The organism is Microbacterium sp. F51-2R (assembly GCF_052180235.1).
Classification (GTDB): Bacteria; Actinomycetota; Actinomycetes; order Actinomycetales; family Microbacteriaceae; genus Microbacterium.
The window spans coordinates 1,270,665-1,284,628 of record NZ_CP197470.1 but is presented as its reverse complement, the minus strand read 5'-3'; the positions used below and the strand labels follow the sequence as shown (position 1 = coordinate 1,284,628).

Here is a 13,964-nt window from a genome sequence, read left to right as displayed (position 1 = left end):
GTCCGTGGCGTCGAGCCACTGCGAGCCCAGCCTCTCGCCCCCGAGACATCCATGGCCACGGCATCCGACCGGCCCATAGGCTGAGGCCGTGGCGCGGAGCATCTTCATCACGTCGGCAGAGGGTCACTCGGGCAAGTCCACGATCGCGCTCGGGGTGCTCGACGCGCTCAGCCATGCGACGCCGCGCGTGGGCGTGTTCCGGCCGATCGCGCGCTCGACCGCCGAGCGCGACTACGTGCTCGAGATGCTGCTCGCGCACGACGGCGTCGATCTGCCGTACGAGCTGTGCATCGGCGTCACCTACGACGACGTGCGCAAAGACCCGGAGCTCGCGCTGTCGACGATCGTCGAGCGCTACAAGGCCGTCGAGGCCCAGTGCGACGCCGTCGTCATCGTCGGCAGCGACTACACCGACGTCGGAAGCCCCGCCGAGCTCGGCTACAACGCGCGGATCGCGGCCAACCTCGGCGCTCCCGTGCTGCTCGTCCTCGGCGGACGGGCCGGGCAGGGCGAGCAGCTCGGCACGTCGCCCGCTCGCACGCCCGACGAGATGGGGCAGATCGCGTCGCTCGCGCTCGCCGAGCTCTCGCACGGCCGGGCGGGACTCCTCGCCGTCGTCGCCAACCGCGCCGACCCCGACCGGCTCGTCGAGATCGTCGAGACGATCCAGTCCGTCGTCGACGCGTCGCCGGCGCCCGAGCGGGCCGCGCCCGACCGCACGGTGTCGGTGTGGGCGCTCCCCGAAGACACCTTCCTCGTCGCGCCGTCCGTGCGCGGGGTCATGCGCGCCCTCGACGCCAAGCTCGTCAAGGGCGACCCCGAGCTCCTGACCCGCGAAGTGCTCGGGGTCGTGGTGGCCGCCATGTCGATGGTCAACGTCCTGCCGCGCCTCTTCGAGAGCGCGCTCGTGATCGTCCCGGCCGACCGCACCGAGGTGCTGCTCGCGGTGCTCCTCGCCCACCGGTCCGGCACGTTCCCGTCGCTGGCGGGCATCGTCCTCAACGGACCCTTCCCCCTGCCCGACGACATCGACCGGCTCATCGACGGTCTCGGCGCGACGATCCCGATCATCGCCACCGACTCCGGCACGTACCACACGGCGCTCACGGTCATGTCGACGCGCGGACGGCTCGCCGCCGACTCGCAGCGGCGTTACAACACGGCGCTGGCGATGTTCGAGACGCACGTCGACACCGAGGCGCTCGTGCGCTCGCTGGGGCTCGCCCGCGCGACGGTGGTCACGCCGCTGATGTTCGAGTACGGCCTCATGGAGCGGGCCCGCGCCGACCGCAAGCGCATCGTGCTGCCGGAAGGCGACGACGACCGGATCCTCCGCGCCGCGGCGACCGTCCTCTCGCGCGGCATCGCCGACATCACGATCCTCGGCGAGGAGATCGAGGTGCGAAACCGCGCGCTCGAGCTCGGCATCAACCTCCGCGGAGCCGAGATCCTCTCGCCCTTCGACGCCGTGCACGTCGACAAGTTCGCGCGCGAGTACGAGCGGCTGCGCGCGCACAAGGGCGTCACCTACGCCCAGGCCTCCGACACCGTGACGGATGTCTCGTACTTCGGCACGCTCATGGTGCACCTCGGCATGGCCGACGGCATGGTCTCGGGAGCGGTCCACACGACCGCGCACACCATCCGGCCCGCGTTCGAGATCATCAAGACGAAGCCCGGCGTCTCAGTCGTCTCGAGCGTCTTCCTGATGGCGCTCGCCGACCGGGTGCTGGTGTACGGCGACTGCGCCGTCATCCCCGATCCGACCGCCGAGCAGCTCGCCGACATCGCGATCTCGTCGGCGGCGACCGCGACCCGGTTCGGCATCGAGCCGCGCGTCGCGATGCTGTCGTACTCGACGGGCGAGTCGGGGTCGGGGGCCGACGTCGAGAAGGTGCGACTGGCCACGGCGCTCGTCCGGGAGCGCGCGCCGGAGCTGCCCGTCGAGGGCCCGATCCAGTACGACGCGGCGGCGGATGCGGCGGTCGCGAAGACGAAGATGCCGCAATCGGATGTCGCGGGTCGCGCGACAGTGTTCGTCTTCCCGGATCTCAACACGGGCAACAACACCTACAAGGCGGTACAGCGCTCCGCCGGCGCCGTCGCGATCGGCCCCGTGCTGCAGGGGCTCAACAAGCCCATCAACGACCTCTCGCGCGGCGCGCTCGTGGACGACATCGTCAACACGATCGCGATCACGGCGATCCAGGCACAGGATGAGGGAAGCCCCGCATGAGCGTCGTGCTGGTCGTCAACAGCGGTTCGTCCTCCTTCAAGTACCAGCTGATCGACATGGATGCCGAGGCCGTCCTCGCCGCGGGGCTCGTGGAGCGCATCGGGCAGGCCGTGGGGGAGTCGAGCCACACGGTGTACTTCCGCGGCGACGGCGCCGCGCCCGCCGTGACCGACGCGACGTACCGCCGGGAGCTGCCGATCCCCGATCACACCGCCGGCTTCCGCGTCATGCTCGACGCGTTCGCCGAGCACGGGCCGTCGCTCGCCGACCGGGCCCCCATCGCGGTCGGGCACCGCGTCGTGCACGGGGGCGCCCGGTTCTTCGAGCCGACCCTCGTCACGCCCCTCGTCGAGATCAACATCGACGAGCTCTCGGTGCTGGCGCCCCTCCACAACCCCGGCGCCCTGCAGGGCATCCGCGCGGCGAAGGCCGCGTTCCCCGACCTCCCTCACGTCGCCGTGTTCGACACGGCCTTCCACCAGACGCTGCCCCCCGCCGCGTACACCTACGCGATCGACCAGGAGCTCGCCACGGCGCACCGCATCCGCCGCTACGGCTTCCACGGCACCTCCCACAAATTCGTGTCGGAGGCTGCCGCAGCCTTCGTCGGCCGGCCCCTCGCCGAGACGAAGCAGATCGTGTTCCACCTCGGGAACGGGGCATCCGTCACCGCCGTCGACGGCGGACGATCGGTCGACACCTCCATGGGACTCACGCCGCTGCAGGGCCTGGTCATGGGTACGCGCTCGGGCGACATCGATCCCGCCGTCCTGTTCCACCTCGCGCGCCGGGCGGGCATGTCGATCGACGACCTCGACGAGCTCCTCAACAAGCGCAGCGGCCTGCTGGGCCTGGCGGGCGCGAGCGACATGCGCGACATCACGGCGGGCGTCGAGCGAGGGGATGCCGCGGCCACCCTCGCCTTCGAGGTCTACCTGCACCGGCTCCGCTCCTACGCCGGCTCCTATCTCGCCGTGCTCGGGGGTGCCGACATCATCTCCTTCACCGCCGGCGTCGGCGAGAACGCTCCCGCCGTGCGGGCCGGCGCCCTCTCCACCCTCGGCTTCGCGGGGATCGAGATCGACCCCGAGCGCAACGAGGAGCGGGGCCGCGGCATCCGTGTCATCTCGACGGATGCCTCGTCCGTCACAGTCCTCGTCGTCCCGACCGACGAGGAGATGGAGATCGCCCGTCAGACCCTCTCCGTCACGGTCTGAGCCGGCGGTCCCGGGCGGCCGCGGCATCCGTCGCCCATTCTTGATCGCGCGCCCGCCATCTGCCCGGTCGCGCCGACTACGCTGGCATGACGGCGCGACGAAGAGCCGGCTCATCTTCGATCCGCACCCTCGCCCTGGAGGTCCTGTGCCCGCTGACGCCCTGCCCGATCTGACGACGTTCGACGCAGTGCTCTTCGACCTCGACGGGGTGCTCACCCCGACGGCGGAAGTGCACATGCACGCGTGGCAGACGATGTTCGAGGAGCTCTTCTCCCAGTGGGGCATCCAGCCGCCCTACGAGGAGCGCGACTACTTCGAGTACCTCGACGGCAAGAAGCGGTACGACGGCGTGGCGAGCCTCCTGCGCAGCCGCGACATCGAGGTGGAGTGGGGCGACCCGTCCGATCCGCCCGCGGCCGACACCGTCTGCGGCATCGGCAACCGCAAGAACGAGGTCTTCGCGCGCGTGCTCCGCCGCGACGGCATCGCCGCATACCCCGGCTCGGTCGCGCTGCTCGACGTCCTGGCCGAGGCGGGCACGCCCGTCGCCGTCGTCTCGAGCTCGAAGAACGCCGAGGAGGTGCTCGCGGCCGCGGGACTCCGCGAGCGATTCGCCGTCGTCATGGACGGCGTCATCGCCGAGCGCGACCACCTGGCTTCCAAGCCCGCGCCTGATGTCTTCGTCGAGGCGGCACGGATGCTGGAGGTCGACCCGATCCGCTGCGCCGCCGTGGAAGACGCCCTGAGCGGGGTGCGCTCCGCCGCCGCGGGAGGGTTCGGGCTCGTGATCGGCGTGGACCGGGGCGTCGGCGCCGACGACCTGCACGCTGCCGGCGCCGACGTCGTCGTCCGAGACCTGGAGGAGCTCGTTCCGTGATCGATCGCGACCGTTTTCCCGTCGACCCCTGGAAGCTCGTCGAGACGAGCTTCGACCCCGCCACCGCGGGGGTGACCGAGACGCTGTTCGCCCTCGCGAACGGCTACCTCGGCATGCGGGGCAACATGCCCGAAGGGCGATACGCGCACGAGCACGGCACGTTCATCAACGGCTTCCACGAGACGTTCCCGATCCGCCATGCCGAGCAGGCCTACGGCTTCGCCGAGGTGGGGCAGACGATCATCAACGCGCCCGACGCCAAGGTCATGCGCGTCTACGTCGACGACGAGCCGCTCTCGTTCGACGTCGCCGATGTGCGCGAGTACGAGCGCGTGCTCGACATGCGCGACGGCGTGCTGCGCCGCCACCTCATCTGGGTCACGCCCTCCGGCAAGGAGGTGCGCATCGACTTCGAGCGCCTCGTGTCGTTCGAGGAGAAGCACCTGGCGATCATGAGCGTCGAGGTGACGGTGCTCAACGCCGATGCCCCCGTCACGATCAGCTGCCAGGTGATCAACCGGCAGGACGGCGAAGACGTCTACGGCGGCTCGCCCGCGCACGCGTCGAGGGCCGGGTTCGATCCCCGCAAGACCGAGAAGTTCCACGAGCGCGTGCTGCAGCCGCAGGAGTACTGGCAGGACGAGTCGCGCTGCGCGCTGTCGTACCGCGTCACGAACTCGGGGATGACGGTCGCGGTGCTCGCCGATCACCTCATCGAGACCGAGAACGAGTATTCGGCGCGGCGGCTGGTCGAGCCCGACATCGCCAAGAACGTCTTCCGGGTGCAGGCGAAGGCGGGCGTGCCGATCCGCGTCACGAAGCTCGTGAGCTACCACACGTCGCGCGGCGTGCCGGCGCGCGAGATCGTCGACCGCTGCCGCCGCACCCTCGACCGTGCGCTCATGGTCGGCGTCGAGGAGCACTTCACGCGCCAGCGAGCCTGGCTCGACGCGTTCTGGGAGCGCTCCGATGTGCGGATCGCGGGTCAGGACGAACTGCAGCAGGCGACGCGCTGGTGCCTCTTCCAGCTCGCGCAGGCCGCGGCGCGCGCCGACGGACAGGGTGTGCCGGCCAAGGGCATGACCGGCTCGGGGTACAGCGGCCACTACTTCTGGGACACCGAGATCTACGTCCTGCCGTTCCTGGCGTACACGACGCCGCAGTGGGCGCGCAATGCGCTGCGGATGCGCTACCTCATGCTCCCCGCGGGGCGCCGGCGGGCCTTCCAGCTCAACGAGGCGGGCGCTCTCTTCCCGTGGCGCACGATCAACGGCGAAGAGGCCTCGGCGTACTACGCCGCCGGGACGGCGCAGTACCACATCAACGCCGACGTGAGCTTCGCGCTCGCCAAGTACGTGCGGGCGACCGGCGACAACGAGTTCCTCTTCCGCGAAGGCGTCGACATCGCCGTCGAGACGGCGCGACTGTGGGCGACCCTCGGGTTCTGGCGCACGAGCGACGGGGATGTCGAGGTCGAGAGCTTCCACATCCACGGGGTCACGGGTCCCGACGAGTACACGACGGTCGTCAACGACAACCTCTTCACCAACGTCATGGCGCGGTTCAACCTCCGTTTCGCGGCGCACACCGTGCGGCTCATGGCCGACGTCGACCCCGAGGCCTATCGCGCGATGGCGGAGCGGCTCGACCTCGACCCCGACGAGCCCGAGACGTGGGAGCGCTCCGCCGAGGCGATGCACATCCCCTACAGCGCCGCGCTCGGCATCCACCCGCAGGACGAGGTGTTCCTCGAACGCGAGATCTGGGACCTCGACCACACTCCGCCCGACAAGCGGCCGCTGCTGCTGCACTTCCACCCGCTCGTGATCTACCGGTACCAGGTGCTCAAGCAGGCCGACGTCGTGCTGGCGCTGTTCCTGCAGGGCAACCACTTCACGGCGGAGGAGAAGCTCGCCGACTTCGAGTACTACGACCCGCTGACGACGGGCGATTCGACGCTGTCGGCGGTCGTGCAGTCGATCCTCGCGGCGGAGGTGGGCTACCAGGACCTCGCGCTGCAGTACTTCGAGCAGTCGGTCTTCGTCGACCTCGGCGATCTGCACCACAACGCCTCCGACGGCGTGCACGTCGCGTCGGCGGGCGGCGTGTGGACGGCACTCGTCTCGGGCTTCGGCGGCATGCGCGATCACTTCGGCGAGCTGTCGTTCGACCCGCGGCTGCCGTCGTCCTGGAACGAGCTGGCCTACTCGCTGCACTGGCACGGCACGCGCCTGCAGATCGCGCTGACGCGCACCGAGATGCGGATCGCGGCGAGCGAGGGCGACCCGGTGACCTTCAGCGTCCGCGGCCGGCCGTTCACGCTGGCGGCCGGCGACGAGGTCGTCGTGCCGCTCGCCGATCAGGGCCCCGTGATCCCCGGGCGGCCCACGATCCACCAGTTCGAGGACGCGCGCCGAGAAGACGGCACGCTGCTCGTCGCCTCGATCCCGGCCCTCACCTCGGCGATCCCGATCATCACCGACACGGGTGTGATGGGCACGCTCGATGTGTCGTCCGAGCCGGGGCAGACGGTTCAGGCGTGACGTCGGGAGGGTGGCGGATGCCGCGTCCCGGCGTGCGATCGCCGCAGGACGCGATGTCGGAGCCACGCCGTAGGCTGGTGCCGTGACCACCGCGCTCTACCGCCGCTATCGACCTGAGTCCTTCGGCGAGATGATCGGCCAGTCGCAGGTCACCGAGCCGCTCATGACGGCGCTGCGCGGCGACCGCGTAGGGCACGCGTATCTCTTCTCGGGTCCGCGCGGCTGCGGCAAGACGACGTCGGCGCGCATCCTCGCCCGCTGCCTCAACTGCGCGAAGGGCCCGACCGACGTCCCGTGCGGCGAGTGCGAGAGCTGCATCGAGCTCGGCCGTGGCGGCGGCGGCTCGCTCGACGTCGTCGAGATCGACGCCGCGTCGCACAACGGCGTCGACGATGCGCGCGACCTGCGCGAGCGGGCGATCTTCGCCCCCGCGCGCGACCGCTTCAAGATCTTCATCCTCGACGAGGCGCACATGGTGACGCCGCAGGGCTTCAACGCCCTCCTCAAGCTCGTCGAAGAGCCGCCCGATCACGTCAAGTTCATCTTCGCGACGACCGAGCCCGAGAAGGTCATCGGCACGATCCGCTCGCGCACGCACCACTACCCGTTCCGCCTCGTTCCGCCGGCCGCGATGCTCGCGTACGTGCAGGAGCTCTGCGAGACCGAGAACGTGACGGTGCAGTCCGGCGTGCTGCCGCTCGTGGTGCGGGCGGGCGGCGGCTCACCGCGAGACACCCTCTCCCTCCTCGACCAGCTCATCGCCGGGTCGGAGGGCTCGGTCGTGTCGTACGAGCGGGCCGTGGCGCTCCTCGGCTACACGCACGGCGAGCTGCTCGACGAGGTCGTCGACGCCTTCGCGGCGACGGATGCCTCGGCCGCCTTCGCCGCGGTCGACCGCGTCGTGCAGACCGGCCAAGACCCGCGTCGTTTCGTCGACGACCTGCTCGAGCGCCTGCGCGACCTCATCGTCGTCGCCGCGACGGGTCAAGGTGCCGCGGCGGTCCTGCGCGGCGTCTCGACCGACGATCTGGCCCGCATGGAGCGTCAGGCCGCCGCCTTCGGCTCGGCGCGCCTCTCGCACACCGCCGACCTCGTGATCGCGACGCTCGACGACATGACCGGCGCCACGTCCCCGCGCCTGCAGCTCGAGCTCATGGTCGCGCGCGTTCTCGCCGCCACCGCCGGTGCCGCGTCCGCGTCCCCGGCTCCGGTCGCCCCGGTCGCCGCTGCCGCTCCGGCCGCCTCTGCCGCTGCGGTGCCCGCCGTCGTTCCCGCCGCGACCTCCTCGCCCGCCCCCGCCGCGGCTTCCCCGGAGCCCGACGCCGTTCCGCCCGCGGCTTCCCCGGCCCCCGACGCCGTTCCGGTCCCCGAGCGAGCGCAGCGAGACGAGGGGACGACCCCCAGCCTCCCGACACCGTCCGGCACCGCCGCACCATCCGGCACGGCCGCACCGTCCGTCCCGGCCCCCGTCGAGCCCGCCCCCTCGATCCCGGCCGGCCCCGTGACGCTTCAGCGCATGAAAGACGCGTGGCCCGAAGTGCTCGGGCGTCTCGAAGAGATCAGCCGTTCGTCATGGCTCCTCGCGTCGGCCGCCGCCGTCGTCGCACTGAAAGACGATGTCCTCACCCTGACCTTCCAGAGCCAGAGCGACGTCGCGAAGTTCAAGCACCTGTCGGCCGGCGCCGGCCCGAGCGAAGACCTGCGCGCGGCGATCATGGCGGTGCTCGGCATCCGTGTGAAATACATCGCGAAGCAAGACCCGGGTTCCGACGGCGGCGCACCCGACGATCGCGACCGTCCGAGCGGCGCGCCCGTGCCGCCTCCCGCCCCGTCGCGCGCCGAGCGCGCGGCCGAGCGCCCGGCGGCGCCGGCGCGTGCCGCGGCGGCGCCCGTGACCGAGTGGGCCGTCGCGCCGATTCCGGATGCCGCGCCGCCCGCCGATCCGTCGGGGTCGTTCGCGCCGGCCGGCTCGGCATCGGCGCTCGCGGCCGATCGGCCGTCGTCGCTCGCGACAGATCCGGCTCGGCCCGCGTCAGATCGCGCGCCGTCGGCCGGCGTCGCGCAGTTCGCGATCGACGAAGATCCCGAAGAGGCGGCGTCCGAGACGGCGCGGCTGCGCACCGCGACGCTGGCACCGGTCCGAGAAGGCGATGTGCTCCCGCAGGGCGACATCGAGCCGTCGATCCGGAGTGACGACGCCGACGAGGACGACCTCGAGATCGGCGCCTCCGCCGACGCTCCCGTTCCGCCCTCGATCGCTCCGCCGCTCACCGCGGCGCCGCCTCGCACGGCACAGCCTCAGGTGCGTGCGGCCCGGCCGGTCGCGCCCGGAGTGCAGCGCTACGGCGAGGCCGTCGTGCGGCAGATGCTCGGTGCGACGTTCATCCGTGAAGAGCCCTACGAGCCGCCGACGAGGTTCAGCTAGCCCATGTACGACGGCATCGTCCAAGACCTCATCGATGAGTTCGGGCGGCTACCGGGCATCGGCCCGAAGTCCGCGCAGCGCATCGCGTTCCACATCCTGCAGACCCCCAACTTCGACGTCTCGCATCTCGCGCAACTGCTCGCCGAGGTGCGCGAGAAGGTGCGCTTCTGCGAGGTCTGCGGCAACGTCACCGAGCAGGACCGCTGCTCGATCTGCCGCGACCCGCGCCGCAACCTCACGCTCATCTGCGTCGTCGAAGACGCGAAGGATGTCGCGGCCATCGAGCGCACGCGGGAGTTCCGCGGGCTCTACCACGTGCTCGGCGGCGCGATCAGCCCCATCGCGGGCATCGGCCCCGACGATCTGCGCATCACGCAGCTCATGCAGCGACTCGCCGACGGCACGGTGCAGGAGGTCATCCTCGCGACCAACCCCAACCTCGAGGGCGAGGCGACGGCGACCTACCTCAGCCGTCTGCTCCACACCCTCGAGATCACGGTGACGCGCCTGGCCTCGGGGCTCCCCGTCGGCGGCGACCTCGAGTACGCCGATGAGGTGACGCTCGGCCGCGCCTTCGAAGGGCGACGCACGCTGTGACCGGCACGCCCCTCGCCCCCGCGCCCGCGCGATTCAGCACCCGAGGGTGGCTGCTCTTCGCCGTCATGGCGATCGTGTGGGGCATGCCCTACCTCTTCATCAAAGAGGCCGTCGACTCGTATTCGCCCGCGGCCGTCGTCGCCGGTCGCACCCTCATCGGCGCCGTGATCCTCCTGCCCCTCGCGGTGCACCGCAGGGCGCTCCGCCCCGCGCTCAGACTATGGCCGTGGGTTCTCGCGTTCGGGACCATCGAGATGGCCGGTCCCTTCCTCCTTCTGGGGCACGCCGAGCAGACGCTTCCGTCGGGACTGACGGGACTCCTCGTCGCGACGGTCCCGCTCTTCGCCGCCGTCATCGCCGTCACCCGTGGTGACAGGGGAATGCTGCGCCCCGTCCGCGCCGGGGGCCTCATCGTGGGCTTCATCGGCGTCGGCATCATCGTCGCCGGTCCCGGCCTCGCCGTCGGCGGCACGACGAGCCTTCTCGCGGTCGGCGAGGTGCTGCTCGTCGCGGTCTGCTACGCCATCGCCCCGTTCATCGTCGCGACGAAGCTCAAGGACGTCCCGTCGCTCGGCACGATCACGCTGTCCCTGTTCGCCGTGGGCCTGTTCTACTTGCCGATCGGGCTCCTGACGCAGCACGAGGTGCCGACGGCGCGCAGCACGATCTCGCTCGTCGCCCTCGGGGTCGTCTGCACGGCGCTGGCCTTCATGGCGTTCTTCGCGCTCATCGCCGAGGTCGGGCCGGCGCGGGCACCTCTCTTCACCTACGTGAACCCCGTCGTCGCGATCATCCTCGGCACGATCATCCTGAACGAGGAGCTGAGCATCGGGCTCCTCATCGGCTTCCCGCTCGTCATCCTCGGATGCTGGCTCGCCGCGACCGGCGGCCTCGTCGCCCGGCGCGCGAGGCCCGGGCCGCCGCCGCTCGGCGACGCCGAGGCATCCTGAACCCGTCTGGCGACGCTCGCGGTCACCGCTCGCCGCGGTGACGGCGACCGGCGCGGGCCGGGCCCGCGCCGTGCCGTGCTGTGCAGCGCCGGTCAGACCTCGACCGGCACCTCGTAGACCTCGAGCGTGCCGTGACCGGCGCGCTCGTGAACCCTCTGGATCGCTTCCTTCGAAGGCCCGGTCGAGAGACAGAAGGCCTTACCCGACACCGGGTCGAGCCAGGCCTTCTCGAAGTGGACGCCCTCCTCGGCCTCGATCGCGAGGTCTGCGTCGTGCGCGGCTTGGAGCCCCGCCTTGTCGACCCCCACGAATCCCTCGTGGACGTCGATGAATGTGGGCATGAGAGCCCTCCTCCCCAGTCAGGCCCGGCCCGTCGCCGGGCGCCGCGACAAGTGTCCTCCCGCCACTCGCGGGGTACAAGGGCCTGCCGTGACGGGCGCGCGCACGGCGCCCCCGTCCTGCCCGGCGGCGAGCGCGGTCACATGGTCGGCCCGGCATGAGGCCGTCCGTAAGATTGACGCTGGGGTGCGGCATCCGCTCGCCCTCCGCCCGCCGGAAGACACCGAAGACGTCCGAGAGGCAGGCGGCGCATTCCGGGGAGTTCGAACGTGGCGCTGATCGTCCAGAAGTACGGCGGGTCGTCCGTCGCCGACGCGGAGAGCATCAAGCGGGTCGCGAAGCGCATCGTCGACACGCGCCGCGCCGGTCACGAGGTCGTCGTCGCCGTCAGCGCGATGGGCGACACGACCGACGAGCTGCTCGATCTGGCGAACCAGGTCTCGCCGATCCCCGCGCCGCGCGAGCTCGACATGCTGCTCTCCAGCGGCGAGCGCATCTCGATGGCGCTGCTGGCGATGGCGATCCACTCGATGGGCTTCGAGGCGCGGTCCTTCACGGGCAGCCAGGCGGGCATGATCACGACCGCCGACCACGGCTCGGCGCGCATCGTCGATGTCACGCCCGTGCGTCTGCGTGAAGCGCTCGACGAGGGCGCCATCGTCATCGTCGCGGGCTTCCAGGGCTTCAACCGCGACACCCGCGACATCACGACGCTCGGCCGCGGCGGCTCCGACACGACGGCCGTCGCCCTCGCCGCGGCGCTGAACGCCGACGTGTGCGAGATCTACAGCGACGTCGACGGCATCTTCACGGCCGACCCCCGCGTCGTGCCGAAGGCGCGCAAGCTCGGCGTCGTCTCGGCCGAAGAGATGCTGGAGCTCGCCGCCAACGGCGCGAAGGTCCTGTACATCCGCGCGGTCGAGTACGCGCGCCGCCACGGCGTGCTGATCCACGCCCGCTCCACGTTCAGCTCGGGCGTGGGGACCTATGTGCTCGGCCAGGGGATGAGCGTCCCCGACGGCCAAGAGGGAGAACAGATGGAAGAGCCCATCGTCGCCGGCGTCGCCACAGACCTCAGCCAGGCGAAGATCACCGTCATCGGCGTCCCCGACGTCCCCGGCAAGGCCGCCGAGATCTTCAAGGTCGTCGCCAAGTCCGGTGCGAACGTCGACATGATCGTCCAGAACGTGTCGGTCGCCGCGACCGGACGCACCGACATCTCGTTCACGCTGCCCAAGACCGATGCGGCGACCGCCCTCAAGGCCCTCGCCGCCGATCAGGCGCAGGTCGGGTTCGAGAGCCTCGTGCACGACGACCAGGTCGGCAAGCTCTCGGTCGTGGGCGCCGGAATGCGCACGCACTCGGGCGTCTCGGCGACGCTCTTCGAGGCGCTGTCGATCGCGGGCATCAACATCGAGATGATCTCGACGTCCGAGATCCGCATCTCCGTCGTGGTGCGCGGCAGCGACCTCGCCGAGGCGGCGCGGGTCGTGCACACCGCCTACGGTCTGGACGGCGACACCGAGGCCACCGTCTACGCGGGCACCGGCCGCTAGCGTCCGCGCAGCTTCGCGACGGCGTCCCACACGGCGTCGGCGACGGCACGCTTGGTTCCCGATGCCTCGGCCACGACCTCGTCGTCGGCGCCGAGCACGATGACCCGGTTGTCGGACGACTCGAAGCCCGCGTTCCACCCGACCTCGTTGACGGCGAGCAGGTCGACGCCCTTCCGGCGCCGCTTGCGCCGCCCGCGCTCGAGGAGGTCGGCCTCGTCGTCCGGCGTCTCCGCCGCGAACCCGACGACTGTCTGCCGGGCGGCCCGCTCCGAGACGAGACCCGCGAGGATGTCGTCGTTCGGTACGAGGGCGAGCGTCTGCAGCGGCCCGTCCTCCTTGCTGAGCTTGCGGTCGGCGACCTCCGCGACGCGGTAGTCCGCGACCGCCGCGACCATCACGACGGCGTCGGCTCCGACGGCGGCCTCCCGCATCGCGGATCCGAGCTCGCCCGCGGTGCCCACTCTGATGATCGCGATGCGGGGGTGGACGGATGCCTCGGCCAGCGCGCCCTCGTCCACGTGCGCCGCGACCAGCCGCACGTGCGCCCCGCGGTCGGCTGCCGCAACGGCGATCGCGGCGCCCTGGCGTCCGCTGGAGCGGTTGCCGATGAAGCGGACGGGGTCGATCGGCTCGCGCGTCCCGCCGGTCGACACGGCGACCCGCAGGTCGGCGAGGTCGCCGTCGGCGCTCACCACCGACAGCGCGAACGCGGCGATCTGTTCGGGCTCCGACATCCGTCCCGGTCCGCTGTCGCCGCCCGTCAGCGGGCCGTCCGCAGGGCCGACGATGTGCACCCCGCGGCTGCGGAGCGTCTCGACGTTCGCCGTCGTCGCGGGGTGGCGCCACATCTCGGTGTGCATGGCGGGGGCGACGACGACGGGGGCCGAGGTCGCCAGGAGCGTCGTGCCGAGGAGGTCGTCGGCGAGCCCGGCCGTCATCGCGGCCAGGGTGTTCGCCGTCGCGGGGGCGACGATGACGAGATCGGCCTTGCGGCCGAGGGCGACGTGGCGCACTTCGGCGACGTCCTCGTGCACCGAGATCGTGACGGGGTTGCGGCTGATGGCCTCCCACGTCGTCAGGCCGACGAACTTCAGCGCGTCGGCCGTCGGGATCACGTGCACGTCGTGTCCGCCGGTCACCAGGATGCGCACGAGCTGCACCGTCTTGTAGGCGGCGATGCCACCCGTCACGCCGACTACGATGAACATTCCCCGATCCTCCCAC

General features: G+C 71.2%; 10 protein-coding genes. 8 read left to right on the top strand and 2 right to left on the bottom strand.

Going from position 1 to position 13,964, the window contains the following annotated elements:
- Nucleotides 1–88: 88 nt before the first annotated feature.
- From pta to ACSBPH_RS05780, 7 genes are all read left to right on the top strand, one after another.
- Nucleotides 89–2,236 carry a phosphate acetyltransferase gene (gene pta, locus ACSBPH_RS05810; RefSeq protein WP_442576648.1) on the top strand — a complete coding sequence of 716 codons (2,148 nt, stop codon included), beginning with the start codon at nt 89–91 and terminating at the stop codon, nt 2,234–2,236.
- On the top strand, nt 2,233–3,453 hold the full coding sequence (locus tag ACSBPH_RS05805; RefSeq protein ID WP_442576647.1) for an acetate/propionate family kinase: 1,221 nt from the start codon (nt 2,233–2,235) through the stop codon (nt 3,451–3,453). The genes pta and ACSBPH_RS05805 overlap by 4 nt, the downstream gene beginning before the upstream one ends.
- A 145-nt stretch (nt 3,454–3,598) precedes the next feature.
- Nucleotides 3,599–4,330, top strand: coding sequence for an HAD family hydrolase (locus ACSBPH_RS05800; RefSeq protein ID WP_442576646.1), 732 nt, complete (start codon nt 3,599–3,601; stop codon nt 4,328–4,330).
- On the top strand, nt 4,327–6,873 hold the full coding sequence (locus tag ACSBPH_RS05795) for a glycoside hydrolase family 65 protein (RefSeq protein WP_442576645.1): 2,547 nt from the start codon (nt 4,327–4,329) through the stop codon (nt 6,871–6,873). Before ACSBPH_RS05800 ends, ACSBPH_RS05795 begins: the two co-directional genes overlap by 4 nt.
- Nucleotides 6,874–6,955: 82 nt before the next feature.
- Complete coding sequence (locus ACSBPH_RS05790) at nt 6,956–9,298, top strand: DNA polymerase III subunit gamma and tau (protein ID WP_442576644.1); 2,343 nt, start codon at nt 6,956–6,958, stop codon at nt 9,296–9,298.
- 3 nt (nt 9,299–9,301) lie between these two features.
- Entirely contained in the window at nt 9,302–9,895 is a 594-nt protein-coding gene (gene recR, locus ACSBPH_RS05785; RefSeq protein ID WP_442576643.1) for a recombination mediator RecR, read from the top strand.
- Nucleotides 9,892–10,845 (top strand): DMT family transporter, encoded by a 954-nt coding sequence (locus ACSBPH_RS05780; protein ID WP_442576642.1) that lies wholly within the window; start codon nt 9,892–9,894, stop codon nt 10,843–10,845. Before recR ends, ACSBPH_RS05780 begins: the two co-directional genes overlap by 4 nt.
- 92 nt (nt 10,846–10,937) lie before the next feature.
- Here the strand turns inward: ACSBPH_RS05780 and ACSBPH_RS05775 are convergent, their stop codons facing one another.
- Entirely contained in the window at nt 10,938–11,186 is a 249-nt protein-coding gene (locus ACSBPH_RS05775; RefSeq protein ID WP_442576641.1) for an SCO4226 family nickel-binding protein, read from the bottom strand.
- A 267-nt stretch (nt 11,187–11,453) separates the two neighbouring features.
- Here ACSBPH_RS05775 and ACSBPH_RS05770 point away from each other — a divergent pair, with 267 nt between their 5' ends.
- Nucleotides 11,454–12,740, top strand: a complete 1,287-nt coding sequence (locus tag ACSBPH_RS05770) for an aspartate kinase (protein ID WP_442576640.1) — start codon at nt 11,454–11,456, stop codon at nt 12,738–12,740.
- Here ACSBPH_RS05770 and coaBC read toward each other — a convergent pair.
- Nucleotides 12,737–13,948, bottom strand: a complete 1,212-nt coding sequence (gene coaBC, locus ACSBPH_RS05765) for a bifunctional phosphopantothenoylcysteine decarboxylase/phosphopantothenate--cysteine ligase CoaBC (protein ID WP_442576639.1) — start codon at nt 13,946–13,948, stop codon at nt 12,737–12,739. The genes ACSBPH_RS05770 and coaBC overlap by 4 nt on opposite strands.
- Nucleotides 13,949–13,964: the final 16 nt, after the last annotated feature.

Bases quoted from the DNA above. Each gene is read 5' to 3' on its own strand.
- recR (WP_442576643.1), top strand. From the start codon at position 9,302: ATGTACGACGGCATCGTCCAAGACCTCATCGATGAGTTCGGGCGGCTA.
- ACSBPH_RS05805 (WP_442576647.1), top strand. From the start codon at position 2,233: ATGAGCGTCGTGCTGGTCGTCAACAGCGGTTCGTCCTCCTTCAAGTAC.
- coaBC (WP_442576639.1), bottom strand. From the start codon at position 13,948: ATGTTCATCGTAGTCGGCGTGACGGGTGGCATCGCCGCCTACAAGACG.
- ACSBPH_RS05775 (WP_442576641.1), bottom strand. From the start codon at position 11,186: ATGCCCACATTCATCGACGTCCACGAGGGATTCGTGGGGGTCGACAAG.